This window comes from Chryseobacterium subflavum, from assembly GCF_055762745.1.
In genome coordinates this window covers 238,979-264,995 of sequence record NZ_JBVTMR010000001.1, presented here as the reverse complement: position 1 = coordinate 264,995, position 26,017 = coordinate 238,979, and the positions used below count along the sequence as shown (strand labels likewise).

General features: G+C 37.7%; 22 protein-coding genes. 12 read left to right on the top strand and 10 right to left on the bottom strand.

The annotated features are described in order from the left end of the window. The first annotated feature begins 197 nt into the window (after window positions 1-197). The gene (locus AC0INN_RS01230) at window positions 198-2,939 is read left to right on the top strand and encodes a SusC/RagA family TonB-linked outer membrane protein (RefSeq protein ID WP_306611294.1); all 2,742 of its coding nucleotides are present in this window, start codon (window positions 198-200) and stop codon (window positions 2,937-2,939) included. Between the two features lie 12 nt (window positions 2,940-2,951). After that, the gene (locus AC0INN_RS01225; protein ID WP_306611292.1) at window positions 2,952-4,604 is read left to right on the top strand and encodes a RagB/SusD family nutrient uptake outer membrane protein; all 1,653 of its coding nucleotides are present in this window, start codon (window positions 2,952-2,954) and stop codon (window positions 4,602-4,604) included. Window positions 4,605-4,692: 88 nt separating this feature from the next. Here AC0INN_RS01225 and AC0INN_RS01220 read toward each other — a convergent pair whose 3' ends face one another. Both AC0INN_RS01220 and AC0INN_RS01215 read right to left on the bottom strand, forming a co-directional pair. Beyond that, window positions 4,693-6,117, bottom strand: coding sequence for an OmpP1/FadL family transporter (locus AC0INN_RS01220; protein ID WP_273647337.1), 1,425 nt, complete (start codon window positions 6,115-6,117; stop codon window positions 4,693-4,695). 34 nt (window positions 6,118-6,151) lie between these two features. Next, window positions 6,152-7,225 (bottom strand): prolyl-tRNA synthetase, encoded by a 1,074-nt coding sequence (locus tag AC0INN_RS01215; RefSeq protein ID WP_273647336.1) that lies wholly within the window; start codon window positions 7,223-7,225, stop codon window positions 6,152-6,154. Between the two features lie 177 nt (window positions 7,226-7,402). Between AC0INN_RS01215 and proS the strand changes: the two genes are divergently transcribed. The 5 genes from proS to dnaJ all read left to right on the top strand — a co-directional run bounded on the left by proS (window position 7,403) and on the right by dnaJ (window position 13,569). Next, window positions 7,403-8,878, top strand: coding sequence for a proline--tRNA ligase (gene proS, locus AC0INN_RS01210; protein WP_273647335.1), 1,476 nt, complete (start codon window positions 7,403-7,405; stop codon window positions 8,876-8,878). A 116-nt stretch (window positions 8,879-8,994) separates the two neighbouring features. Next, window positions 8,995-10,296, top strand: a complete 1,302-nt coding sequence (locus AC0INN_RS01205) for an OmpA family protein (protein WP_273647334.1) — start codon at window positions 8,995-8,997, stop codon at window positions 10,294-10,296. 113 nt (window positions 10,297-10,409) lie between these two features. After that, a complete protein-coding gene (locus AC0INN_RS01200) occupies window positions 10,410-11,741 on the top strand; it encodes an Nramp family divalent metal transporter (RefSeq protein ID WP_172277124.1) in 1,332 nt (443 codons plus the stop codon). Between the two features lie 75 nt (window positions 11,742-11,816). Then, window positions 11,817-12,353, top strand: a complete 537-nt coding sequence (locus AC0INN_RS01195) for a nucleotide exchange factor GrpE (RefSeq protein ID WP_172277121.1) — start codon at window positions 11,817-11,819, stop codon at window positions 12,351-12,353. Window positions 12,354-12,453: 100 nt separating this feature from the next. After that, window positions 12,454-13,569 (top strand): molecular chaperone DnaJ, encoded by a 1,116-nt coding sequence (gene dnaJ, locus AC0INN_RS01190; protein ID WP_172277118.1) that lies wholly within the window; start codon window positions 12,454-12,456, stop codon window positions 13,567-13,569. Between the two features lie 110 nt (window positions 13,570-13,679). Here dnaJ and AC0INN_RS01185 read toward each other — a convergent pair whose 3' ends face one another. Together AC0INN_RS01185 and AC0INN_RS01180 are read right to left on the bottom strand one after the other, a co-directional pair. Further along, on the bottom strand, window positions 13,680-14,588 hold the full coding sequence (locus AC0INN_RS01185; RefSeq protein ID WP_273647333.1) for an acyltransferase family protein: 909 nt from the start codon (window positions 14,586-14,588) through the stop codon (window positions 13,680-13,682). Window positions 14,589-14,671: 83 nt separating this feature from the next. Then, window positions 14,672-15,553 carry a DUF808 domain-containing protein gene (locus AC0INN_RS01180; RefSeq protein ID WP_172277112.1) on the bottom strand — a complete coding sequence of 294 codons (882 nt, stop codon included), beginning with the start codon at window positions 15,551-15,553 and terminating at the stop codon, window positions 14,672-14,674. A 194-nt stretch (window positions 15,554-15,747) separates the two neighbouring features. On the opposite strand from AC0INN_RS01180, the gene AC0INN_RS01175 reads away from it, so the two are divergent. Together AC0INN_RS01175 and AC0INN_RS01170 are read left to right on the top strand one after the other, a co-directional pair. Continuing rightward, a complete protein-coding gene (locus AC0INN_RS01175) occupies window positions 15,748-16,263 on the top strand; it encodes a tetratricopeptide repeat protein (RefSeq protein ID WP_273647332.1) in 516 nt (171 codons plus the stop codon). Between the two features lie 51 nt (window positions 16,264-16,314). Further along, window positions 16,315-17,184 (top strand): alpha/beta hydrolase, encoded by an 870-nt coding sequence (locus AC0INN_RS01170; protein WP_306611283.1) that lies wholly within the window; start codon window positions 16,315-16,317, stop codon window positions 17,182-17,184. Window positions 17,185-17,226: 42 nt separating this feature from the next. Here the strand turns inward: AC0INN_RS01170 and AC0INN_RS01165 are convergent, their stop codons facing one another. From AC0INN_RS01165 to AC0INN_RS01145, 5 genes are all read right to left on the bottom strand, one after another. Next, the gene (locus AC0INN_RS01165) at window positions 17,227-17,922 is read right to left on the bottom strand and encodes a DedA family protein (RefSeq protein WP_273647330.1); all 696 of its coding nucleotides are present in this window, start codon (window positions 17,920-17,922) and stop codon (window positions 17,227-17,229) included. Window positions 17,923-18,008: 86 nt separating this feature from the next. After that, window positions 18,009-19,121, bottom strand: a complete 1,113-nt coding sequence (gene prfB / locus AC0INN_RS01160) for a peptide chain release factor 2 (protein ID WP_172277100.1) — start codon at window positions 19,119-19,121, stop codon at window positions 18,009-18,011. 133 nt (window positions 19,122-19,254) lie between these two features. After that, window positions 19,255-19,563, bottom strand: coding sequence for a hypothetical protein (locus AC0INN_RS01155; RefSeq protein ID WP_273647329.1), 309 nt, complete (start codon window positions 19,561-19,563; stop codon window positions 19,255-19,257). Window positions 19,564-19,570: 7 nt separating this feature from the next. After that, complete coding sequence (locus AC0INN_RS01150; protein WP_306611280.1) at window positions 19,571-20,758, bottom strand: NAD(P)/FAD-dependent oxidoreductase; 1,188 nt, start codon at window positions 20,756-20,758, stop codon at window positions 19,571-19,573. Further along, window positions 20,724-22,088, bottom strand: coding sequence for an AAA family ATPase (locus AC0INN_RS01145; RefSeq protein WP_306611278.1), 1,365 nt, complete (start codon window positions 22,086-22,088; stop codon window positions 20,724-20,726). The genes AC0INN_RS01150 and AC0INN_RS01145 overlap by 35 nt, the downstream gene beginning before the upstream one ends. A gap of 117 nt (window positions 22,089-22,205) precedes the next feature. Between AC0INN_RS01145 and AC0INN_RS01140 the strand changes: the two genes are divergently transcribed. From AC0INN_RS01140 to AC0INN_RS01130, 3 genes are read left to right on the top strand one after another with little or no spacing between them, the layout of a single operon-like run. Beyond that, window positions 22,206-23,117: an ABC transporter ATP-binding protein gene (locus tag AC0INN_RS01140; RefSeq protein ID WP_273647326.1), complete on the top strand. Its 912-nt coding sequence runs from the start codon at window positions 22,206-22,208 to the stop codon at window positions 23,115-23,117. Continuing rightward, on the top strand, window positions 23,110-23,955 hold the full coding sequence (locus tag AC0INN_RS01135) for an ABC transporter permease (RefSeq protein ID WP_273647325.1): 846 nt from the start codon (window positions 23,110-23,112) through the stop codon (window positions 23,953-23,955). The genes AC0INN_RS01140 and AC0INN_RS01135 overlap by 8 nt, the downstream gene beginning before the upstream one ends. Before the next feature lie 26 nt (window positions 23,956-23,981). Continuing rightward, entirely contained in the window at window positions 23,982-24,728 is a 747-nt protein-coding gene (locus AC0INN_RS01130) for a hypothetical protein (RefSeq protein WP_273647324.1), read from the top strand. A gap of 191 nt (window positions 24,729-24,919) precedes the next feature. Here AC0INN_RS01130 and msrB read toward each other — a convergent pair whose 3' ends face one another. Then, window positions 24,920-26,005, bottom strand: a complete 1,086-nt coding sequence (gene msrB, locus AC0INN_RS01125; protein WP_273647323.1) for a peptide-methionine (R)-S-oxide reductase MsrB — start codon at window positions 26,003-26,005, stop codon at window positions 24,920-24,922. Window positions 26,006-26,017: the final 12 nt, after the last annotated feature.

Here is a 26,017-nt window from a genome sequence, read left to right as displayed (position 1 = left end):
CCTGACTAGAGGAAACTTATAATTAGCAAGATAATTCCTTTTATAGAGAAAATTACGGAAAACAAACAATTAAAGTGCATAATACATCGCACAATCAAACAATTAGCTAATTCTTTTAATTATTCATAATTTTTACATCAAATTAATATTGATGTAATTTTTTTTGTACTTTAGCCCCGCCACTAAATCACTTACGTATGAATAAACGAACTAAACGTTTGACAACAGCTGTGTCCTGTTTTTTATTATGCGGTATTTTATCCGCCCAAACGAATAAAAAAAAAGACACCCTGAGGGAAAAAAGCATTGAAGATGTTGTAATTGTAGGATACAAAACTCAAAAAAGATCGAGTCTTACAGCAGCTGTCTCAATTATTTCTGACAAAAAACTAAAAGATGCCAATACCTCTGATGTATCAAGTCTCTTACAAGGAAAAGCCGCAGGAGCACAAATTATGCAGGGAGGAGGCGGTCCGGGATCTTCAGCAACCGTAAAAATCAGGGGTACCGCTACCATCAACGGTCCAAGCCAGGCATTATGGGTCGTAGACGGTGTAATGATGAACGGAACTCCCAATCTGGATCCCAATCAAATCGAAAGCATCAACATTTTGAAAGATGCGACATCAACAGCTTTGTATGGTTCCAGGGGAGCAAACGGAATTGTACAGGTCTTCACAAAATCCGGTACAGCAGGAAAAAGCACGATGAATGTTTCTGTAAACAATTCGTTTAATACATTCAATAACGGGCGCTTCAAACTGATGGATGGTACCCAATTATATGATTATTTCACTTCATTAAAAAATGCCCCTTCAATCCCTTCCGAACTCAGAAACCCTGGATATAACTGGCTGAAAAACGGCACACAGACGGGAGTAGTTCAAAACTACACCATTGATTTCAGAGGAGGCTCTCAAAATTCAAGGACGTACATTTCCGGAAACTATTATGACGAAACCGGAACTGTAAGAGGATACGACTATAACAGATTGTCATTCAGGATCAATCATGAACATACCGTAAAGCCCTGGCTGATATTAAAACCCAAAGTGAGTCTATCATATACCAGCGGAAAAGACCGTCAGGGTTCTCTGTATCAGATGTACCTCAATATGCCTTGGGATAATCCAAAAGCCCCGGATGGAAGTCTCATAAACCCTAATTCATATAGTGGAACATGGTATGGAAGAGATTACTCCAATTACCTTTACGATTTGCAATGGAACTATGGTAAAAGCAATCAGCTGGATCTGATCGGGAATTTTGATGCTGAAATTAAATTTACAGATTATTTAAAGTTTGTTACTACCAATAATGTCACCTACAGAAATTATGACGATATGTATTATACCGATCCGAGATCCATTGCGGGGGATAGTAACAAAGGTGAATTAACAGAATCCTATTCCAAAGATGTAAGCAAATTCTTTAACCAGATGTTGAGATTCGACAAAGATTTTGGAGTTCATAACGTAAATGCTTTAGCAGCCTATGAGTATAACGACAGAATATATAAGGTTTCCAGAGCCGGTGTATACGGAATTGTTCCGGGAACAGACGTCTTCGACAACGGAGCAACGACAGGAAGAAAGCCCTCAGGCACAAAATATGACAGGGCATACAATGCATTTCTTTTCAACGCAGAATATGTATACGATAAAAAATATTTCATTCAGGGTTCTTTAAGAAGCGAATCTTCTTCTGCATTTGGTGCCAGCCAGAGAAATGGATTATTTTATTCATACAGTTTAGGATGGAATATTCACAAAGAAAAATTTTTCGGAGTAAAACAAATCAACGAATGGAAATTAAGAGCCAGCAGGGGACTTGTAGGAAATACCCCAAGTCCTAATTACGGATGGCAGGACCTGTATGCGCTTACTCAGATGTACAATGCTCAGATAGGAGCAACATGGTACCAGCTAGGCAATCCTAATCTAACCTGGGAGTCGATTTATCAGAACAATATTGGTACGGATATCCGTGCATTCGATAACCGTCTGACCCTGAACGTGGATTATTTTAATAATAAAACCAAAGATCTTCTGATGCTTGTTACACTTCCGTCATTAACAGGAGTCGACAGACAATACCTGAATGTAGGAGACGTAAGAAATAAAGGATGGGAATTCAATGTTAATTATGCTGTCATTAAATCTGAAAATGTGAACTGGGATATTGGTTTCAATATCAGTACCTACAACAACAGGGTTCTTTCAACAAGAAACAACAGCATCCAGCTTCTATCCAATAATCAGGTCGCTATTGCCGGAAACGATGTTACTTCATTCTATATGCGAAAATGGATGGGGGTAAATCCTGATAATGGCGCAGGGCAATGGGAAGTGATTAACGCTGATGGAACCAAAAGTGTTACATCTAATTACAATCAGGCCACATTGCAGATTGTAGGCGCTGCTACACCCGATTATTATGGATCTTTCAGTACCAATCTTACCGTAAAAAGGTTTTACCTTAATGCCAATATTTATTTTTCGCAGGGAGGACAGATTTACAACTCCTACCGGGAACTGTTTGATTCTGATGGCGCTTATCCTTACTACAACCAAATGGTCCTGAAGGATAGCTGGAACAGATGGGAAAAACCTGGAGATATAGCCACACATCCTGTAGCAATTTTCAACAATAATACACTTACCAACAAGCCTTCTTCAAGATATCTTGAAGATGCAAGCTATATGAAATTAAGATCCCTGAGGTTAGGATACAATTTTCCAGATTCTTTAGCGGAAAAACTTAAAGTCTCTTCGGCAAGTATTTATATCATGGGGGAAAATCTCTTTACCATTACTAAATTTTCCGGAGTAGATCCGGAAGCCGGACCTGCAGATAACCAAACTACCTATTCCGGAACAGCAGGCGCAATTTATCCTATCCCAAGAAGATTTTCTCTTGGTTTCACCTTCACCTTTTAAAACTTACAAAACATGAAAAAGATATTTTTAGCACTTATCGCACTAACATCGGTAGCCTGTAATATAGACAGGTCTCCATATGATTCAAAAGAGTCTGATACCATATTAACAGATCCAACAGGGCTACAGACCATTACTCTCGGAAACTATGCTCTTTTGAAAGGAGATGCAACAGGAGGAGGATTTTTCAACAATCTTTACAGAGTGGGTGAATATGGCGGCGATAATATTGATATCAGCGGTACGACCACCGACCAGTTCTTTTATTATTATAACTACAGAAGTATTAAAAATAATGGCCGCTCCAATACGATATGGAATGCAGGATATAAGGCTATCATTGGATGCAATAAAGTTATTTCCAAATTTGCCGAAGGAAAAGATACCAATACCGATCAGCTGATCGGGGAAAATTATTTTCTAAGGGCCTACGTTTATTTTTCTTTGGTAAATGTATTTGGAAAGCCTTACAATCAGGGAACCGGCAATCTGGGAGTACCATTAAAAACATCGGATGATGTAAACGAATTACCGGGCAGGGCCACGGTAGGTCAAATTTACGATCAGGTAGTCAATGATCTGAGAAAAGCGGAACAATTGATGACTCTCGATAAAAACAACACCTACGCATCTAAAGAAGCTGCTCAAGCATTGCTATCCAGAGTGTATCTGTATATGGAAAATAATGATAAAGCTATTGAATATGCTGATAAGGTGATTAATTCCGGAAAGTATATGCTATTGTCTAATTCCGAACTTCCTTCTTATGCCACGAAAACTCCTGAAACCAACAAAGAGACCATTTTTGCATTCAAATACAATAAAGATGGTGATTACAGTGATGGCTGGTACACTATAGGATCCATGTATGCCAATATTCAAAATGTAGGCTGGGGTGAGATGTACGCGTCTTCTTCTTATCTGGATCTGATCAATCAAAATCCACAGGATGCACGATTGAAGTTCATTTCTCCGAAATACACAAGCCCATCTGTTCCTGTTGCTTATTGGGTACAACAAGGTACAAATGCTTCCGGAGGAATAACTTATAATTACACTTTTCAGAAAACATTCCAGCAGGGAGGGAATACCTATTTCACGATGAATAATGTTAACTATCAGGTGCATTCAGAAATTTTGCCTACCAAAACGAATTATTACTTTATTAATTCTAATAACGTAAAAGTTTATGTAAATCTGGACAATGATATGGACAAAAGAAACGGGTATCCGAAATTCTATGTTTTAAAATGTTCATTACAGGAAGGAGTTCCTCAATTATGGTCACCGGTTATTCTGAGATTGGCTGAAATGTATCTGAACCGGGCCGAAGGCTATGCTAAAAAGGGAAATTCAGCTTCAGCACTGGCTGACGTAAACACGATCAGAACAAGAGCGGGAATTCCAGCATATCCTTCAGTTCCATCAGGACAAACTATTTTAGACTTGGTTCTTCAGGAGAGAAGACTTGAAATGGCTTTTGAAGCACATAGAAAATATGATGTCTTCAGAAATAAATTAAGTCTCGACCGTAATTATCCGGGAACCCATTTAAACGGAAATAATCCCTTTTATACGGTTCCTTATACCAGCAACAGAATTATTGAATATATTCCTGAACAACAGATTCAGATCCAGCCCAATCTGATCCAGAATCCTGATTAATCAGATCTTACTTCAATGCATATAAATTAAAAGCTCCGAATTAAAAATTCGGAGCCTCAATTTAATCACTTGCTACACAATCCGGAAATTAGAATTTCCAGCCGACTGTAAGAAAGAAGTTATCTCTGTTGCTTTTCACACTGGAAACAACGGATGTTGGTGTATTTACATCAAAATCACCTGAATAATATCCTGTTCCCAGGTCAGCACTCCCTCTCAGGAATGGGTTATTATATTTTGAGCTGACATTCTGATACGCTGCATCCACATAGAAGTTTCCAAAATCATATCCGATACCTGCTCCTATCGTATTTCTTTCTCCCAAAATCAAATTACTATAGCTGTTATCCCCTGCAACTCCTGCATTGGAATAAGAACTGATCGTAAAAGCATCAAAAGGACTTGATGTATAGGAATATCCACCTCTTATTCTAAATGCCTTAATTCTGTATTCCGCACCTACCCTTACTTCCGATAGGTTTTTATAATTGTCACTGAAGAAAGAATTCAATTCTCTTTCCGCAGCACCTTGTACTTCATATTTAGGTTTGGTAAGTCCTAAAGTATAGTCTACGTTAATGGCAAAATTCTTATTGGGAACAAACGCACCACTTACAGTAGCCTTCATTGGGGACCTGAAATTTCTGTCTTCCACATAGTTGTCATAATTGATCCCGTTACTTCCGTCATAATATTCGCGGAAGACCCTGTCGATATTCCACCAGGTCGGTGTTTCAATAGATGCTCCCAATCTGAACTGATTGCTTAATTTTCCGATAACCCCTACTGTTGCTGAAAAACCATTTGATTTTTCCGAAAACGGGGTATACTGCTTATCAAAAGTATTCACCGATCCATCCAGATTAAGCCCGAATAAAGCACTGTCATACTGATCGATTTCAGCGTAATGCATATTAATGCTTGCTCCCAGATAAAGTGAATTGTTATAGTTCGCACCTACACCCAGGTTAAATTTGGTCTGATTACCATATCTGTTATAAGCATGCCCAAGGTAAGACAGGTTACCTACCACAGGATTTCCATTAGAATCTAACAGGTTTTTGGAGATCACTACATTGGAATTCCCCGGGCTCTCAACATAATTCTCAAGAGACTGCGTTGATAGATTGGCACCGATATTAATGAACTTCCATGGTGATTCTGTCATCAGCTGGATCGTTGCAACACCACCAACATTTCCAAGCGTAAATTTATTTAATTTATAATCTGTTGAAGATCCAGCCAGAGAGCTGGTATTTTTAGTATTGCTTAAAAACAACGTTGCCGATACATCTCCCGCAATAGCAACACCTAATCCCGCAGGGTTTGTCATCAATGAAGTAGCATCACCTCCAAGTGCCCCGTTAGAGCCGGCCATCGCATTAAATTTTGAAGAACCTATTATCGGAGTGTTAGAATAAACATCAATCGAATTCCTGATTGTAGAAATATCCTGTGCCTGCACAAAGTAAGCAGCAGAAATACCTAGTACTACTAAAGATTTTTTTAACATTATTATTTGAATAGTTAGTTATTATGTTTAAAAATTATCTGCCTCCTGATCTGAAGCCGCCTCCGCCGCCGGATCTAAATCCACCGCCGCCTCCACCGGAACCGCCACGGAAACCACCTCCGCCACCAGAGTTGAATCCTCCGGATCTGAAGCCACCGTTGTCATTTGATCTGAAACCACTATCATTTCTGTATCTTGGCTGGCTGTCGTAATTAGGTCTTGGCTGAGTATTCATATTAGGATTACGATATCCTGAATTATTATTTCTGAAACCACTGTTATTGTTGCCTCTGAATCCGGAATTGTTACCATTAGTCATTGTTCCGTTTCTGAAACCACCATTGTTATTTCTGAACCCTGAACCATTCGTATTGTTTCTGAATCCTGAACCTGCAGAATTGTTTCTGAATGCAGAGTTATTAATGTTGTTTCTGTATACTGATCCGTTACTTCCGTTATATCCGCTTAAACCATATCCAAGTCTTCCGTCAGCACCACTTCTCCTGTAAGCCGGTCTGTTGTAATATCCATTACCCCAGTAACCGCCACCCCAGCCCCAATATGGGTTTCCATAGTAGCCGCCGCCCCAGCCCCAGAAAGGATCATAAAATCCTCCATAGTTCCAGCCCCAGTAAGGGTAACCACCCCAGCCCCATGAGCCGCCCCAGCCCCAGCCGAAGGACATTCCGAAGCCCCAGCCTCTGTTCCAGCCCCAATATGGGCTATAGCCTCCATACCATCCACCCCAGCCCCATGGTGAACCCCATGAGTTGTCGTAATAGTTGGTCTGAGATCCGGCAAAAGCGCCCCAATCAGAATCTGTTGCGGTATTATTCCATGAATCGCCTCCCCATGTGCTGTATTTGTTATCCTGATCTTTGGAGTTGGTTTCCGCATTCTGAATAAGATTGGTATTGTTTGCATCCTGATAGTAATCATAGTATTCTCCAACCCTGTTTCCGCCATTAATGATCACTCCTTCTGGCAACGTATCTTTATTGGGATCATAATAGACCCCGTCTGTCTCGCTGTACCCTCCCATCTGTGCACCACAAGACATTAATAACAATCCACTTGATATGGCTAAAATACCTTTGGATTTTAGCATACCAAATAAATTTTTATGTATATTTTTTTTCATGATAACGTAAAGATTTTTAATTTAAATTATATTTGCAATGTGTACCAAAAATGTACCAAACATCGGTAAAAAAATCTATCAAAAATAGATTTTTATTTTTAGATAACAATAATGTTAAAAAGTTAAAAAAAATTTAAAAAAACAATGGCAAAATTAACCTCAAGGAGCGAAGATTACAGCAAGTGGTATAACGAGTTAGTTGTAAAAGCAGATCTGGCAGAAAACTCCGGAGTACGTGGAAGTATGGTTATAAAACCATACGGATATGCGATCTGGGAAAAAATGCGTGATGAAATGGATAGAAAATTCAAAGAAACAGGTCACGTTAATGCTTATTTCCCGCTTTTTGTACCCAAAAGTCTGTTCGAAGCTGAGGAGAAAAATGCAGAAGGTTTTGCAAAAGAATGCGCCGTTGTTACCCATTACAGATTAAAAACCGATCCGGATAATCCTCACAAGCTGATAGTAGACCCTGATGCCAAGCTGGAGGAGGAACTTATCGTTCGTCCTACCTCGGAAGCTATTATCTGGAATACTTATAAAAGCTGGATCCAATCATACAGAGATCTACCGATATTGATCAATCAGTGGGCGAATGTTGTTCGTTGGGAAATGAGAACCCGTCTATTCCTGAGAACCTCTGAATTCTTATGGCAGGAAGGTCACACGGCTCATGCAACCAAAGATGAGGCCATAGAAGAAGCAGAAAAGATGAATAAAGTGTATGCAGATTTTGCAGAGAACTTTATGGCAATGCCTGTAGTCCAGGGATTAAAGACCCCTTCCGAAAGGTTTGCGGGAGCGGATGAAACCTATTGTATTGAGGCATTGATGCAGGATGGAAAAGCTCTTCAGGCTGGTACTTCTCACTTTTTGGGCCAGAATTTCGCAAAAGCTTTTGATGTGAAATTCACCAACAAAGAAGGAAAAATAGAACACGCATGGGCTACATCATGGGGAACTTCTACCCGATTAATGGGAGCGTTGATCATGACACACTCTGACGATTTCGGATTGGTATTGCCTCCAACTTTAGCTCCAATACAAGTGGTTATTGTTCCGATCTTCAAAGGAGAAGAACAACTGAGCCAAATCAGTGAGGTTGCTTTAGACATTCAGACAAAGCTTAGAGCTAAAGGTATTTCGGTGAAATTTGATAATGACACCCAAAACAAGCCAGGCTGGAAATTTGCTGAATATGAATTAAAAGGTGTTCCTGTGAGAATTGCAATCGGACCAAAAGATCTGGAAAATAAATCGGTTGAAATTGCAAGAAGGGATAACCTGACCAAAGAAACGGTTTCTATTGAAGGATTGGATTCCCATATCGATCAATTATTAAAAACCATCCAGAAAGATCTTTACACCAAAGCTCTTAATTTCAGAGAAGAAAATATGACTAAAGTGGATTCTTACGAAGAATTTAAAAAAGTTCTGGAAGAAAAAGGAGGATTCATCTATGCACATTGGGATGGTACCGCTGAAGAAGAAGAACAAATCAAGGAAGAAACGAAAGCGACCATCAGATGTATCCCTTTGGATGATGATATTGAAGAAGGTGTTTCATTAATCTCCGGAAAGCCTTCTAAGAGACGCGTACTGTTCGCTAAAGCATATTAATAATTTTAATCATTTGCAAAAAAAACGTTGAAAATCAAATAAATATTTAAAAAATATGACATTTGGACAGATTTTTGTTTAATTTTATGTCAACATTAATCTAAAAAATATTTATTATGTCTTTAAACGTTATTGATTTAATTAAAGGACAATTGGGTCCCGCTTTAGTTTCTCAGGCGGCTTCACAGCTTGGAGAAAGTGAGTCTGGTATTTCAAAAGCAATTGGAGGTTTATTGCCTGCCGTTGTTGGCGGATTAGCTAATAATGCTAATAATCCTGGAGTTTTAGATGCAATCACTAGTGCTTCATCTAATGGAATTTTAAGTAATTTATTAGGAGGCTCTTCTAATAATTCTATGATTTCAGGTTTATTGACGTCCATTTTTGGAGATAAACTGAGTGGCTTGGTAAATTCCATCGCCAGCTTTGCCGGAATTAGTAATAATTCTTCCAGCTCTTTGCTGAATATGGTAACAGGAGCTACAGTAGGTACTATAGGAAAGTATGCTGCAGACAATAATCTGGATGCATCAGGAATTTCAGGGCTACTGAATGATCAAAAAGGAATTGTTTCTACTTTACTGCCTGCCGGACTTTCTTTAGCATCATTAAATATTGGTGACTGGGCTAAAGGATATAAATTTGATAATGATAACGACGCCATAAAAACGCCGGTACAGGAGGAACCAAAAATTGAAGTAACAAGAAGTACAACTCCAACAGGTACCAACCCGGACAGAAATGACGGAGGTGGTTCTATCTGGAAATGGTTATTACCTCTTCTGCTATTGATTGCTGCAGGATACTTCTTATGGAAGCAGTGTGAGAAAAAAGAAACGACTACCACTACAATGGGCGCAGATTCTACAGGAGCACACTCTGATACGGCTACGGCAGTATCTCCATCTGATACAGCAGCAGCGCCTGCAGCTACAACCACGAAAGTTGACGAAAATATCGACTTGAACGGTACAGCGCTTAAAGGGTACAAAGGAGGAATGGAAGACAGAATGATTGCATTCTTAAAATCTGACGGCTACAAAAATGCAGCAGATGATAATGCATTAAAAGACACTTGGTACGATTTCGATCATGTGAATTTTAAATTAGGAAGCGCTACAGAACTGGAAGCAGGTTCTCAGGGACAATTGGAAAACCTTGCAGCTATTTTAAAAGCTTATCCTGATGCTAAAATTAAAATAGGAGGATATACTGACAAAACAGGTAATGAAGCTTCTAATGTAAAACTTTCTACTGCAAGAGCTAACTTTATCAAAGAATGGTTAGGCAAACAAAATCTAGGTGGTCAGGTATTAGGTGCAGAAGGTTATGGAAGTAAATTTGCAACGGTAGACGCAAAAGCTTCTGACGCTGAAAGAGCCAAAGACAGAAAAATGGCAATAAGATTTGCGAAATAATCTTTTAAAATAAATACTACGTATAAGATCCCGAAAGTTTTTTCGGGATTTTTTTATTATATATTTTCTATTTACATTTATTTAATTAAATTTGTTAGTCATTTCTAACATTTATGAATTTTACAAAAGGCGCTTGGCGAAAAGATAAAACACTCCACTCATTACCAGAAGTATACTCATCCATTAAAGTACCTAAAAACGGTTCTTTCTGGAGGAAATACCTTGCGTTTGCAGGTCCCGGTTTAATGATTGCAGTGGGATACATGGACCCCGGAAATTGGGCTACCGATATCGCGGGAGGAGCTCAATTTGGCTACACCCTGCTTTCCGTTATACTTATTTCCAACATTTTCGCAATGGTTTTACAGCATTTATCAGTAAAGCTGGGAGTAGCGACAGAGAGAGACCTTGCACAAGCCTGCAGGGACCACTTTAGCCCGACTACCAATTTTATCTTGTGGATCCTGTGTGAGATTGCCATTGCCGCCTGTGATCTCGCAGAAGTTATAGGATCTGCGATCGCACTCAACCTGCTTTTTCATATTCCCCTTACCTGGGGAATCGTAATAACCACAATAGATGTTTTACTTATCCTTTTGCTCCAGGCTAAAGGATTCAGATGGATCGAAAGTATTGTAGGAGGACTTATTTTTATTATTCTCGCATGTTTCATTTATGAAATCGTTATTTCAAAACCGGCCGTTAATGAAATATTGGGAGGTCTTGTTCCGCAAAAAGAAATTATTCAGAATCCTGCTATGCTCTATATTGCAATAGGAATCCTGGGAGCTACGGTAATGCCCCACAATCTCTATTTACACAGCAGTATTGTACAGACGAGGGATTATACACGGGATAACGCAGGTAAAAAAGAAGCTATAAAATTTGCCACTTTAGATAGTACGATCTCCTTAATGCTTGCTTTTTTCATCAACGGAGCAATTTTAATACTGGCAGCAGCTACCTTCCATATCACAGGAAATAAACATGTTGCAGATATCCATGATGCTTATAAAATGCTGACCCCAATCCTGGGTGCTTCTATGGCAAGTATAGCATTTGCGATCGCTTTGCTCGCCTCAGGTCAGAATTCTACATTAACAGGGACACTGGCCGGACAAATTGTAATGGAAGGTTTTCTGAATATCAGATTAAAACCCTGGTTAAGAAGATTGATAACCAGACTTATCGCGGTTATTCCTGCTTTAATTGTTGCGATTCTGTACGGAGAAAAAGGGACAACAGACCTTCTGGTTTTAAGCCAGGTTATCTTATCCATGCAGCTGAGCTTTGCTGTAGTTCCACTCGTAATGTTTACTAATGACAAAGCCAAAATGGGCGATTTCGTCAATAAGCCTTTCATGAAAATCTGTGTCTGGGTTATCTCAGCCATTATCATTGTCCTGAATCTTTATTTGTTGTATCAAACATTTTCCGGAGAATAATTTTTCTGCCTTAATGTCCATATTTGCTATTTGGCAGAATCTTTGACAAACAACTCTTTAAAATAGTTATTGAATATGGAAAATCAGGATATCAACGAAGAAAACATCAATAAGCAACAAGAAGACAACATTCAGAACGAAAATGCTTCTGAACAAAATGTGACAAATACTCCGACTGCGGAAGAACTTTTGGCAGAAGAGAAAGACCGTTATATTCGTCTTTATGCTGAGTTCGAAAATTATAAAAAGAGAACTTCCAAAGAAAAGATGGAGTTCTTCCAATATGCTAATCAGGACATGATGGTTTCTATGCTTGGAGTACTGGATGATTTTGAAAGAGCATTAAAAGAAATCGCTAAAAACGGAAATCCGGCGGATCTGCAGGGTGTAGAACTTATCTATCAGAAATTCAAAAATAAACTTACAGAGAAGGGGTTGAAATCAATGGAAGTAAAAGCCGGAGATTCTTTTAATGTGGACCTTCACGAGGCAATTACTCAGATTCCTGCTCCATCTGATGATTTAAAAGGTAAAATCGTAGATGTAATCGAAACAGGATATACTTTAGGAGATAAGGTAATCCGTTTTGCTAAAGTAGTAACAGGAAACTAATATTAATAAGTGATAAATGGTGAGCAATATCAGGTGATAAAACCCCATATATGCTCTACACATCTTTTGTCATTTATCTGAAATCAATTATACAATTGTCATGTCAAAAAGAGATTATTACGAGGTTCTTGAGATAAGCAAATCTGCTTCAACCGAAGAAATAAAAAAATCATACCGTAAAATGGCCATCAAATATCACCCTGATAAAAATCCGGGAGATAAAGAGGCTGAAGAAAAATTTAAAGAAGCTGCCGAAGCTTATGAAGTATTGAGCGACGATCAGAAACGTGCAAGATACGATCAGTTCGGTCATGCAGGTGTAGGTGGAAACGGCGGATTCGGCGGTGGATTTGGCGGCGGAATGAATATGGAGGATATTTTCAGCCAGTTTGGAGATATTTTCGGTGGTCATTTTGGCGGCGGCGGATTCGGTGGTGGCGGACGTCAGCAGGTAAAAGGTTCTAATTTAAGAATCCGCATCAAGCTGAATCTTGAGGAAATGGTAAACGGTACCCAAAAGACTCTTAAAGTAAAAAAAATGAAGATGGCAGAAGGTGCCACTTCTAAAACGTGTCCTACCTGTAATGGTTCCGGAGTTCAGGTGAAAGTAATGAACACCATGTTCGGACAAATGCAGACACAGGCTACATGCGGAACTTGTCAGGGTATCGGAAAAGTTGCCGATAAAATCCCGGCAGGTGCAAATGCACAGGGACTTATAAAAGATGAGGAGGAAATTACCATCAATATTCCTGCAGGAGCAAGAGACGGAATCCAGCTTAATGTAAGAGGAAAAGGTAACGACGCTCCTTTCGGAGGAGTTCCGGGAGATCTGCTTGTTATCGTAGAGGAAGAAGTAGATAAAACAATCAAAAGAGAAGGAGACAATCTTCATCAGGAGTTATATATTTCATTTGCAGAAGCTGCATTAGGAACCAAAAAAGAAGTTCCTACGGTAGGTGGAAAGGTAAAAATCACTGTAGATCCCGGTACGCAATCAGGAAAAATCCTGAGACTGGCCGGAAAAGGCCTTCCTAGCATTGACAGTTATGGAAAAGGAGATATGTTTATACACATTAATGTATGGACTCCACAAAAATTAACGAAAGATCAGAAAGATTTCTTTGAAAAACAGATGTCCAGCGGAGAAATGGTTGCAGAACCATCCGGAAAGGAGAAGACATTCTTTGATAAAGTAAAAGATCTTTTCAACTAAAATATAAAAAGAGGCCTGCAAGGTCTCTTTTTTTATTGGCGTTCTGTTTTAATGTTCCGGAATTTATATTTTCTCACCTAAGACCATAGATGATCAAACTTTTTAAGCCATTACAAAAGATATTTCAGTTTGCGGTTAGCCAATACAAGAATAAAACTGGCAGTCAGTAATGTTATCACGAAAATCAACATTTCGAACGGATAATATAAACCAAGTGTCCATTTCATAATCAGAGGATGTATCACATAGATTGCAGTGGATAAGCTGGCAAGAATTTTAGTATCTATCATTACAGACACATTTTTGCAGTAGATAAATACCAGCGGGCAGGCTAATAATAAAGAAAACAACAGGTCAATATTTTCTGTAGAACTGATCATGATAAAATTGTAAAAAGACTCTGAAATCACAAGCCCGGTCAAAGCAATAACTGTGATCAGTGAAGGCCTGTATCTCATATCAAGGTTAAGCTTATTGATCAGATATCCTATTGTTAAAAAAGGAAAGCATACCAGGAGAAAGTTCCTGTAAGACGGATAAAGATTGATTAATTTATCTTTTTGCCCCCCAAAATAATGGAGATTTCCTATCGTCTGTAACGCGTAGCCTATACTGAATAATAAAACAATAAGCGCTAGCATAAACCTTACCGGTTTCTTCCTGATTAAAAATAAAATAATCGCTGAAAAAAAAGTTCCTATCAAATACCATAAGTGATGATATCCAAATAGAATGTTTATGAATATATCTTCTTTTTTCCAGAAGGGAATATAAACCAGCGACCAGATCAGGTAAAGCAAAAATGTCCTTACCAGCCACTTTTTAAGCTTTTGTGTATTGTCTACGTAATAAAAATAATATCCCGTAATGATTAAAAATGTGGGCACCGCCATTCTGAAAACCCCGTTAACAAGTACGAAACCAAGTACAGGACGGGTATCCTGAAATAAATGCATGTGCAGGAAGACAACAAAAAATGCAAGGACAATTTTCAATATATCAATGGACAGATTCCTCATGAGCCGTAAACATGATACAGCGTAAACAAGAATGATAAGTCAATCGTCTTGCTGTCTATTTTTAAAAGAGAACCTGCATACATCTATTTACGGGTTGCCAGAGTATATATTTTTTTGCCTAATGTAAAAAGTGCCACGGCAAGTAAGCCCCCTATCATTCCAAACGTAAACTCTTTAAGTACTGATGGCCAGTCAGGGAGAAAATGATGAAGATACGCTATATTATGAACAAAAATTCCTCCGGAAACCAAAATGAGGGCTATTGTTCCCACGATTGCCAGCATTTTAATAATAATAGGTAATGCTTTCACCAGTAAATGCCCCAGTTTGGAGAAAAAGCCTTTATCATTACTCTTTCTGATCAGCTTAAAGCCGGCATCATCCATCCTTACAATTAAAGCCACAATACCATACACTCCTATGGTTGCCAGGAAAGAAACCAAACTTACCGTAATGATTTGTGTCAGTAGAGGATGTTGTTCTTCAAGAACAGTTCCAAGAGCGATAATTACAATTTCGATTGAAAGAATAAAATCTGTGGTAATTGCTGATTTAATTTTCGATTTTTCTGAATTTTCATCATCTTCATTTTTTGTGCTTTCTTCTATGACTTCATGTCCTTTTTTATCCCGATGAAATAAAAACTCAATGATTTTTTCAACTCCCTCGAATGCAAGGTAAAAACCTCCTAAAATAAGAATGATTTCTATTGCAGGCTTATACAGCCAGTGTAGTAAAAACGCGATCGGCAGAATAATTAGCTTATTAATAAAAGAACCTTTGGTAATTGCCCATAACACAGGTATCTCCCGTGATGAAATGAAACCTGTAGCCTTTTCGGCATTTACCGCCAGGTCATCTCCCAAAATCCCTGCAGTTTTCTGAGTTGCTATCTTACTGGTTACAGCCACATCATCCATAAGAGCAGCGAGATCATCTAAAATTGCAAAAAAACCGGAAGCCATATGTAATTTATTATTTAACAACAAAAATAACTATTTAATTCTATATCTCATTTTCTTTTAAAATCAATTTAACAAAGAAAAAATTCATAAATCATAAGAAGCCTTGTGATCGTATCATCTATTTTTTTTATTGAACTTAATAATAAACCTCACAATTCTTCTCATATTTGCCAGGGTATAAAATCCTTAACAATATGGACGAAACTGAAATCTGGGAAAAACAACTGCAATCCATCTGGCAGCAATTAGGGAAAATAAGCAATGAAGATTTTATCCAGCGGATCAAAGATCATGTTCAGCATCTAACGGATAAAAAAGCAATTGCTGATTTTGAAATGGCTTGTGCATTTGATTCAACAGGAAATGAAAAAGAAGCTGAACCATTGTATCGTTCAGCCTTACACCATGGCTTATCGGGTTTGCGCAGAAGAAGGGCCAGAATTCAGCTTGCAAGTACACTGAGAAACAATGGAAAAATCGATGAGAGCATTCGGATCCTCAGAGAAGAAAAAATAAATGAGTCTGATGAGCTTGATGATGCAGTGGATTCTTTTCTTGCACTTTCATTGTACTCAGCCGGAGAGAGTAAAGAGGCATTGTCCCTAGCGTTAAAAGCTTTATCCCGGCATTTACCCCGATACAACAATTCATTATACAAGTACGCTGAAAATTTAGAAGCATCCAATAAACATGATAGCACCGGATCTTGAAAACAGCCCTGCCTTAACCCAGAATCATCATATTTTTCTTACATTTGATTTATGAAAAAGCTCATACTCAGATATCATTTTTTTATTTTAGGATGTATCGGCTTTTTATTAAATTCATGTAATTCAAGATTCAGAGTTTGGGTGGGGAATAACAATCAGCAGAAAATTTACAATTTAAAATACGGTGAGCATAAAAGACAGAAGATGGATATTTTCCTTCCGTCCGAATATGCTAAAGAATCCCCTGTTGTTCTTATTGTACATGGAGGGGCCTGGAAGTATGGCAGAAAAGAACATATGATCCAGATCCAAAAAATGCTTTTTAAAAATAATATTCCCAGCATCAATATCAATTACAGGCTCGTTTCAAAATCTAAAAAAATTACTTACAGGGAGCAGTTGGAGGATATCAGCTCGGTAATTGAAAAATTTAATTCTTTAGCGGGGAAAGCGGAACTCCAACCTGATAACTATATTATCCTGGGAGAAAGTGCGGGTGGACATTTGGCTTTACTTTATGGTTACCAGCATCCGGATCAGATCAAAAAGATCATTTCTTTAAGCGGTCCTACTGATTTTTATTCTCCGGAATTTTTACACTCATTTTACTCGAAATATACCTCACCTACTTTACAAAAGGTGGTAGGAACCAGATTTAACCGTCACAACCTGTCTGAGGAATTTAAAATAGCAAGCCCGATTGCCAATATTACAAATGTCCCTACGCTGATCTTTCAGGGAAATCAGGATTTTCTGGTTAATAAAAGCCAGGGGCTCGCGCTGGATTCGGCTTTAGCAAGCCGGAATATTACCCGTAAACTGGTTTTCATGAAAAATACAGGACATGCCCCAAGATTTTTCAGCAAACGAAAAAGAGACAGTATCATCTACCCTAATATCCTGGAATGGATAAAAAAATAACCTGCATAAAGCAGGTTATTATATTTTACAATTCACATCTCTTTATTTAGGTGAATTATCTTCGTATTTACTGTGATCCACTTTCTTACCAAAAAGAAATTTAATAATGATCGGAAGCGTAGTGATCAGAACGATCACAATAATGATCAGTTCGAGCTTTTCTTTAAGATTGATACCAAATTGTTCCTGGAATAATTTATCCAGATAGTGACCCGCAAAGATCAGGATGAACGACCATAGCACTGCTCCGATGATATTGTCTCTGAGGAACTCTTTTTTGTCCATTTTCACAATTCCCGCAACGATAGGAGTAAACGTTCTTACTACAGGTAAAAATCTTGCCATGATAACGGCTAAAGCTCCATGCTTTTCAAAAAAATCATGAGCCTGGTACAGGTATTTTTTCTTAAACAAAAAGGTATCTTGTTTTTTATAAAGTGCAGGACCTGCCTTCACCCCAAAGTAATATCCCACTTCATTACCTACAACAGCAGCAAATGCTACAGCAGTGGCAAGGATGGTAGTATCAAGAAGATCGCTCCCTGTAGAGCCAAATGTCTCTTTGATAATTTCAACAGCATAAATTCCTGAAACAAACAATAAAGAGTCTCCTGGTAAAAAAAATCCTACAAAAAGACCAGTTTCAGCAAAAATAATAAACAGAATCAGCCAAAACCCTCCCATTTTAATATAAAACTCCGGGTTTAATAAATCTTTCCAGCTATTGAAATCTTCCATACATATTGATAAGTAACAAAAATAAGTCTAAAAAGTCTGATTAAGAAATTAATTATAAGATTTTAACTAAAAAACCAGAATAATTTTTACAGGTCTAAATCATCGTCAGAAACCGCGGTTCCATCGGCCATGAGAAAAGCTTTCAGGAATGGCGTAAGATTTCCGTTCATTACCGAATCTACGTCTGAAGTCTCATAACCAGAACGTACATCTTTTACCAGTTTGTAAGGATGCATCACATAGTTCCTTATCTGACTTCCCCACTCGATTTTCATCTTATTGGATTCAATCTCGTTTCGGGCTTTCATTCTTTCTTCAAGCTCCATTTCATATAATCTGGAACGAAGCAATTGCATTGCCTTTTCCTTATTCTGCAGCTGCGATCTTGATTCCGAGTTTTCGATAATGATCCCGGTAGGCGCGTGACGGAGACGCACCGCTGTTTCCACCTTGTTAACGTTCTGTCCTCCGGCTCCTGAACTTCGCATGGTTTCAAATGAAATGTCCGCAGGGTTTATATTAATTTCAATAGTATCATCTACCAATGGATAAACATACACGGAAACAAAGCTTGTATGTCTTTTGGCATTACTGTCAAAAGGTGAAATTCTTACGAGCCTGTGAACACCATTCTCTCCTTTAAGGTACCCGAAAGCGTATTCTCCATCCATTTCCAGGGTCACCGTTTTTACACCGGCAACGTCTCCTTCCTGATAATTCAGCTCCCGAATTTTATATCCTTGCTTTTCTGCCCACATTGTGTACATTCTCATCAGCATTGCAGCCCAGTCACAACTTTCCGTACCTCCAGCCCCTGCCGTGATCTGTATAACGGCTGAAAGCTCATCTCCTTCGTTGGAAAGCATATTTTTAAATTCAAGGTCTTCTATTTTTTCTACTAGTTTTGGAAATGTCTCATCCAGCTCTTTTTCAGAATCAGGATCTTCTTTGGCAAATTCCATTAAAACCTGCAAATCCTCAAACTGAGTAGCAATTTCCTGGTAATCTTCCACCCATCTTTTTTTAGAACGAAGCTGCTTTAAGAATGCCTCCGCCTCTTTCGGATGATCCCAAAATTCAGGAGCAGCCGTTTTCTCGTCGTCATTAGAAATTTCTATTTTCTTCTTTTCAATCTGAAGATATTTATGGAGATCTTCAATTCTGGATTGAACATCTTTTATATGGTCGTTGTTAATCACGAAATTTTATTTTTTGCAAAAATAAGGATAAAATTTTGAGCAAAGAGCGATAGCTGATCAGCAATCATTTTTTCCTGAGTTAATGTTGAACAAGATCAATAATATTTTTTGACTCAATGGAAATATATATTAATCAGAATAAGCTATTATTTGTAGCCATAAAGCCAATAATTATAAATAAAAAATGTGCTGCTAATATAAATGGCAAACTCTTCTTACCTCCAAACCTATCAATAATATTTCCATAGATGGCAAATTGAAGTATACCAAATACCAGAAAATACATGGATATATTATCCGGTAATATAATTCCTAAAAAGCAAAGTGGAAAAATAACTGTGATCAGCGCATAATTTCCATGACCCGCTCCTGCAAAGAAAACTGACAAAAAAATAAGAGGAACCGTTAATACAGCAAAAAGATTCGTATATCTATATTTCATAACACATTTAATTGATCTTATCCGCAACGATCTCTCCAATTTTTGGGGCCAGTGCAACGCCCATCCCGGAGAGTCTTACAGCACAAAACTGTCTTTCCGATACCTGTTTTACAATGGGAGTTTTTTCTGAACCCATTGCCATGATCCCCGACCATCGAAGGTCAATTTTAAAATCATGATCAGGCAGAATTACCTCTTTCAAAAAATTTTCCAGATGATTCTGTAAAAATTCAGTAGTCTGAAAATCACGGGTTTCTTCAGTCTTAAAATCCTGGTTTCTCCCGCCTCCCAACAGCACCCTGTTTCCTACATTTCTGAAATAATAAAATCCCTCGTCGTAATGGAAAGTTCCTTTTAATTTTAAATTTTGAACGGGTTCCGTAACTAAAATCTGACCTCTGGCAGGAATGATTTCTTCATTTTCTAAAAATTGGGAGCTAAAAGCATTGGTACAGTAAATAACCTGCTCTGCATGAACAGACAAATCTTCAGACAACCTGACTTCCATTCCGGTGTTTTCCTCAATTACATCCGTAACCGGTGTTCCAAAAAGGAATTCAACTTTCAGGTCCTGACATTTCTCAAGAAGCTTTTGTAAGAGCTTTCCTGAATGGAGACTCCCTTCACATGGATTTTCAATCAGAAAGTCCGATTTTCCCAACCCAAATGCTTTGATTTTATCTTGTTGTAAAGAATAAGTGGCTGAAATTCCTGTTATGAGCTTCATTTTTTCATTCACTTCTTCCATATTTTCTAAAGGTGATTCATTATTCAGGATTTCAAAGCCCCTACTCAAATCAAAATCAATTTCTGAATTCTTAAAATACTTCTGAATTTTCAGAAGCCCTTCAAACCTCATCTTAATCAATTCCAAGGTCTTGTCCCATCCCATTTTTCCCTGATCGGCAATAATTTCCGTCAGGCTCCCAAAGCAGGCAAAGCCGGCATTTCTTGTTGAAGCGCCCAGCGGAATCGGATTTCTTTCAATAATTAAAACAGATAGGTCAGGATATTTTTCTTTAATGGATATAGCTGTCCAAAGCCCGGTAAACCCTGCTCCAATAATAATAATAATAATAATAATAATAATAATAATAATAACATCCCTTCTCCGGTAAAAGGTTTCGAGTTCCCAGATGCTGTTCATCGGTGATGAGTAATTAGCCTTTGTCTTTTCCTCCCTCCTCTTCACCATTGTGATGAAAACCTATTGCCCGCGCAGGTTCTTCTACCACTTTATAGGTTTCGAGTTCGGTTCGTAAGGATTTAATCCTGTATTGAAAATCATCAAAATTATTGATAATTGCGTCATTTAAAAATTGTTCGACCTGTTGCAGGTATTCTTCTGTAAGTTTGCCTGCTGCATCTCTCAGGGCTCCATTTAAAAGGACATCGTCAATTACAAGTTTTTCATTTTTTGTTCGCTGGTAAAGATTTTTTATCCTCTTCTTCAGACTTTGTGTAAAATCCATGAGCATGGTATTGCTGAAAGCCTTCATTTTGGATGCACTTCCATTCCAGAAAGGTACTTTATCTGCTTTGTTATTTTTAAGGATCTTATAGAGCAAAGAATCGCTTTCCAGCCCTTTCGTCATTCCGTACAGGATAATTTCCGAACGCTCTGCAACATTAGGAGGAAAAACAGGAATCATTACATCGAATCTTCCCGGCGCCAGAATCTCCTCATCAATCTCCGATACGGACTTGGCAGATCCCACCATCACTACGTATTCTTTTGCAAATTTTCCGATGTAATGAAGAATGATCTCCTGCGTTTCAAGATTGCAGGATGCCACATTGTTCTCTGCACTTCTTTCCATCATGATTTCATCAAAATCATCCATAAAAAGAAGCACCTTATCCTCCGTCATCATCTTTATGAGAAAATCATTAAAATTTGTTTTATTCCCATCGATTAATGATGTTCCCAGATAATGTTTTTTAACTTCCTTAAACTGATAATTGATGATCTCTGCAATTTTGTTGGCCCAGAAAATCTTACCACTTCCCGGAGGTCCGTAAAGAATGATCCCCGCTGGTTTATTGATCCCCCAGTCTTTTATCTGTTGCTTATTTAAAAAAGGCTCCAAGACACTGGAAATATAAAAGAACAAATCCCGGTAACCTATGAAATCCCGGTGTTGAAGACTGGTCTTATGTCCAAAATAGTTATAAACAAACTGATAATTTCCACCCAGCTTATTATCTATTCCGTAACTGGAAATTGAAGAACGGAATATTCCGTTATCAAAAATATTAGGAGTGCTGTCCTGAATTGCTTTTTCTATCTTTTCTTTAGGCTGATTGATCGTCTCTGCAATTTGCTCAAGGGTTTTATTCTGATCAAGATCTTTTTCGTAGGTCCTTAAAAAATCTACATTCTCGCGGGCAAACTTTTCAAAATCATCTTTGATCTCAAAATTGGTACTCATACATACTCCAAGTTCCAGGTCAAAATCCTGGATAAATTGCTTGATTGCCTCTACGGAAATATTTAATTCTTTTGCAAGCTCAATTAACTTCATATTCACGAATTATACTACCAAATTTAATATTTTAATCTCATACAAGATCAGACAATTTAAGTAAATATTGTAACATTCTGTTAAAAACAAAGACTACTACTATGTAAAACAAATTACATGGAAAAAGTTTTGTCAGTAAAGAATTTAACAAAAAAATTCAAACGAACCGTTGTAAACAATATCTCTTTTGATGTAGAAAAAGGGAACGTTTACGGACTTCTTGGCCCTAATGGAAGTGGGAAATCCACTACATTCGGAATGTTGCTTTCCACCATAAATCCCACCAGTGGCGACTGGTACTGGTTCGGAAAAAAGGGCACAGATTCCGATACTTTAAAAAAAATCGGGGCTATTATTGAGCAACCGAACTTCTATCCATATCTGAGCGCCGAAACCAACTTAAAGATTGTTGCCGAAATTAAAGGAGCTTCCTACCAGCGTATTGATGAAGTTCTGAAGACTGTAAATCTTCTGGACAGGAAGAAAGACCCATTTAAAACGTTCTCACTTGGAATGAAACAGCGACTGGCGATCGCCTCCGCTATGCTGAACAATCCTGAGGTCATGATACTGGACGAACCTACAAACGGACTGGATCCTGAAGGCATTATCCAGATCAGGGAAATCATTTCCAATATTGCCAAACAAGGAATTACGATCATTATTGCCAGCCATCTTCTGGACGAAATTGAAAAAATATGCAGCCATGTTATTGTTTTAAAGGAGGGGAATTCCATTTACAGCGGGCGGGTTGATGAAATTACAAGCAACAAAGGTTTTTTTGAATTAAAGGCAGATAACAATACTGCACTTTTAAATGCGCTTGAAGAACTGCAATGGTTCAGCTCTATAAACACCGAAAATGATATCATTAAAGCTCAGATTCGTGAAGACGCTTCCATTTCTGCTTCGGCACTCAATCAGAAGCTGGCAGAAAAAGGTATTTTCTTATCCCACTTGTCTAAGAAAAAATTATCGCTTGAAACTCAATTCCTTGAACTTGTAAAAAACACGAATACCAATGCTTAAATTATTAAAACTCGAATACCACAAAAATCTGAATTACAGACCATTCAGAATTTTCACCATATTGTATTTTGCTATTTTAGTGGCGCTTCTTTTCATCGGATTGGTCGATCTGGATGTCTTTGGTGCAACAATTAATCTAAAGGAACAGGGGATTTATAATTTTCCGGAAATCTGGAACTTCACTACCTGGATTGTAGCCTTGCTAAAGATATTTCTTGGATTGATTATTGTTTTTTCGATCTCACAGGAGTTCAGCAACAGAATGTTTAAGCAGAATACCATTGATGGGTTGAGCAGAAAAGAATTCATCGGATCTAAGCTACTGACGATAACTATTTTTTCTGTTGTATCTACCCTTATTGTATTTGTCATTACCCTTTTCTTAGGATATAATTACTCCAAGGTAACAGACTCCGCATCGGTCTTCAAAGAAATGTTCTTTATCGGAAATTATTTTGTAAAACTTTTTACTTTCTTCTGTTTTTTAATGTTTCTTTCGGTACTCCTCAGAAAATCCATGTTTGTATTTCTAGGATTCTTTGTGTATTGGATCGGTGAAGGAATCTTAACCGCCATCGAAGTATTCCAAAAAGTCCGTGGAACACAGGAACTGGAGAGAATCAAGATTATGAAAGAAGATTTCTTCATCACCCATCTTCTTCCTTTGGAAAGCATGTCTAACCTGATTCCCAATCCTATGCTGAGATTAAATATGGCTAAAATGATGGGATTGAAATATGAATTCACCTACCCTACAGAAAGTTTAATCGCATGTATTGTTTGGAGTGGACTTTTTATCTTCGGATCATACTGGATCTTGAGAAAAAGGGATTGGTAGTCTCTTTAATGGAATGATTAAAAGATTTGAAAATTAAAATATTAAAAAGTGATTCATTGAGGATCACTTTTTTTATTTGTACAGAATATTTTTTTAATTTTATAAAAATGCGAGGCTTGAAAAAAATATATTATTTCCCTGGGCTTATAAGCGCTGTTATTATTCCATTATTGTTTTGGTATTATGGGAGCCGGAAGTTTGAGGAGATCAATCTCAATGTTATTGATATTGGATTACCTGCTAAGATCAGGCCTGGAGAAAAAGTAAATGAATCTGCAACTTTCGAATCCGTACGAAACTGGAATTATAAAAAAATTATAGTAGAACCTAATTCAGCAAGAGATAATTCCAAACGTTATATATCTGACATTAAACAGCTTCAAAAAGAAAACCGCAAGGAATCTGGAATAGAATTTATTTTAAATGACGAAAATACATATGATGACATTATATCTTTATTAAATGATATAGAATCCAGCGGACAATTATCATACTGCTTAGACCTTAACAAAACAGGACATTTTTTTGTTCCTCATCAATACATTGATCATAATATAACAAAAATTGATGATGACCATATTTTTAGATGTGGGACGGGATTAATAATGCAAAGCGCTTTGAAGAACAATCCGTCACAACAATTTTCCGAATTTGAAACTTCAATTTCACAATTACCCAAGCCTTCATTTTACATCATTTTTGGATTTTTACTATTTTTAAATATCTCCATGTTTAGCATTAAAGATACCGTTCAATTTAATAAAAGACAATAATGAAAAAGATATACTACTTTCCGTGACTTATTAATGCTGTACTTATTCCATTATTGTTTTGGTATTATGGGAGCCGGAAGTTTGAGGAGATCAATCTCAATGTTATTGATATTGGATTACCTGCTAAGATCAAGCCTGGAGAAAAAGTAAATATTCATAAAAAAAGGTTGCTTTTCAGCAACCTTTACACATTATTTTTTCTCGAGTAATGGAAGATACTCAGCATATCCTTTCTTCTCCATTTCAGCCTTCGGTATAAACTTTAGAGAGGCACTATTGATACAGTAACGTAAACCTCCTTTATCTTTAGGGCCATCTGTAAAGACGTGTCCCAAATGAGCGTCACCAGTCTTACTACGAACTTCCACTCTGGTCATTCCCGCAGACCTGTCTAATTTTTCATCGATAACATTTTTAGTAATCGGTTTGGAAAAACTTGGCCATCCACAACCGGATTCGAATTTATCTGTTGACACAAATAATGGCTCCCCTGTTGTAATATCTACATAGATTCCTTCACGAAACTCTTTATCATACTCATTCTGGTAAGGCATTTCTGTAGCATTTTCCTGCGTTACACGGTATTGTTCAGCCGTAAGTTTTTCTTTTAAAACCTTTTTATCCTGTTTCTGGTACTTAGCTTTTGGAAGCGGATTGGCATTTTTAGCCATTTCAAAAAGTCCCGGTTCGATGTGGCAGTATCCTCCAGGATTTTTATCCAGATAATCCTGATGATAATCTTCCGCCCTGTAGAAATTTTTCAGTGGAATAGTTTCTACCACCACAGGCTTACTGTAATTTTTAGCCAGCTTTTGTACTTCTTCTTTCACAATGGCTTCTGTAGCCTTATCTGTAGAGTAAATTCCGGTTCTGTACTGGTCTCCCCTATCATTTCCCTGTTGATTCAGACTTGTAGGATCAATGGTTTTGAAATACAGATCGATCAATAATTTCAAATCAACCTGATCAGGATCATATTTCACTTTTACGGTTTCTGCAAAGCCGGTTGTATGGCTTACAACTTCTTCATAGGTAGGATTTGTCTTGTTTCCGTTAGCGTATCCTACTTCAGTTCCCACAACCCCGCGAATCTGTTGGAAAAAGTGCTCTGTTCCCCAAAAACATCCGCCTGCAAAATAAACTTCTTTTACATTTTTACTGTCCATAATGGTCTCATTTTCTTTTTTTATTTCTGACGATTTCTTTGAATCGCCACAGCTTCTTGCAAATACGGCAATACCTAAAACAACTGCCAGTAATATTAATATACTTTTCATTTTTATCTTTTT

What these genes read in the sequence shown, in the direction of transcription:
- AC0INN_RS01195 (WP_172277121.1), top strand. Translation starts at nt 11,817, where the DNA reads ATGGAAAATCAGGATATCAACGAAGAAAACATCAATAAGCAACAAGAA.
- AC0INN_RS01150 (WP_306611280.1), bottom strand. Translation starts at nt 20,758, where the DNA reads ATGGTGAAGAGGAGGGAGGAAAAGACAAAGGCTAATTACTCATCACCG.
- dnaJ (WP_172277118.1), top strand. Translation starts at nt 12,454, where the DNA reads ATGTCAAAAAGAGATTATTACGAGGTTCTTGAGATAAGCAAATCTGCT.
- AC0INN_RS01135 (WP_273647325.1), top strand. Translation starts at nt 23,110, where the DNA reads ATGCTTAAATTATTAAAACTCGAATACCACAAAAATCTGAATTACAGA.
- AC0INN_RS01180 (WP_172277112.1), bottom strand. Translation starts at nt 15,553, where the DNA reads ATGGCTTCCGGTTTTTTTGCAATTTTAGATGATCTCGCTGCTCTTATG.
- AC0INN_RS01175 (WP_273647332.1), top strand. Translation starts at nt 15,748, where the DNA reads ATGGACGAAACTGAAATCTGGGAAAAACAACTGCAATCCATCTGGCAG.
- AC0INN_RS01170 (WP_306611283.1), top strand. Translation starts at nt 16,315, where the DNA reads ATGAAAAAGCTCATACTCAGATATCATTTTTTTATTTTAGGATGTATC.
- AC0INN_RS01205 (WP_273647334.1), top strand. Translation starts at nt 8,995, where the DNA reads ATGTCTTTAAACGTTATTGATTTAATTAAAGGACAATTGGGTCCCGCT.
- AC0INN_RS01155 (WP_273647329.1), bottom strand. Translation starts at nt 19,563, where the DNA reads ATGAAATATAGATATACGAATCTTTTTGCTGTATTAACGGTTCCTCTT.
- AC0INN_RS01215 (WP_273647336.1), bottom strand. Translation starts at nt 7,225, where the DNA reads ATGCTAAAATCCAAAGGTATTTTAGCCATATCAAGTGGATTGTTATTA.
- AC0INN_RS01200 (WP_172277124.1), top strand. Translation starts at nt 10,410, where the DNA reads ATGAATTTTACAAAAGGCGCTTGGCGAAAAGATAAAACACTCCACTCA.
- proS (WP_273647335.1), top strand. Translation starts at nt 7,403, where the DNA reads ATGGCAAAATTAACCTCAAGGAGCGAAGATTACAGCAAGTGGTATAAC.
- AC0INN_RS01165 (WP_273647330.1), bottom strand. Translation starts at nt 17,922, where the DNA reads ATGGAAGATTTCAATAGCTGGAAAGATTTATTAAACCCGGAGTTTTAT.
- AC0INN_RS01140 (WP_273647326.1), top strand. Translation starts at nt 22,206, where the DNA reads ATGGAAAAAGTTTTGTCAGTAAAGAATTTAACAAAAAAATTCAAACGA.
- AC0INN_RS01225 (WP_306611292.1), top strand. Translation starts at nt 2,952, where the DNA reads ATGAAAAAGATATTTTTAGCACTTATCGCACTAACATCGGTAGCCTGT.
- AC0INN_RS01220 (WP_273647337.1), bottom strand. Translation starts at nt 6,117, where the DNA reads ATGTTAAAAAAATCTTTAGTAGTACTAGGTATTTCTGCTGCTTACTTT.
- AC0INN_RS01230 (WP_306611294.1), top strand. Translation starts at nt 198, where the DNA reads ATGAATAAACGAACTAAACGTTTGACAACAGCTGTGTCCTGTTTTTTA.
- AC0INN_RS01145 (WP_306611278.1), bottom strand. Translation starts at nt 22,088, where the DNA reads ATGAAGTTAATTGAGCTTGCAAAAGAATTAAATATTTCCGTAGAGGCA.
- AC0INN_RS01185 (WP_273647333.1), bottom strand. Translation starts at nt 14,588, where the DNA reads ATGAGGAATCTGTCCATTGATATATTGAAAATTGTCCTTGCATTTTTT.
- msrB (WP_273647323.1), bottom strand. Translation starts at nt 26,005, where the DNA reads ATGAAAAGTATATTAATATTACTGGCAGTTGTTTTAGGTATTGCCGTA.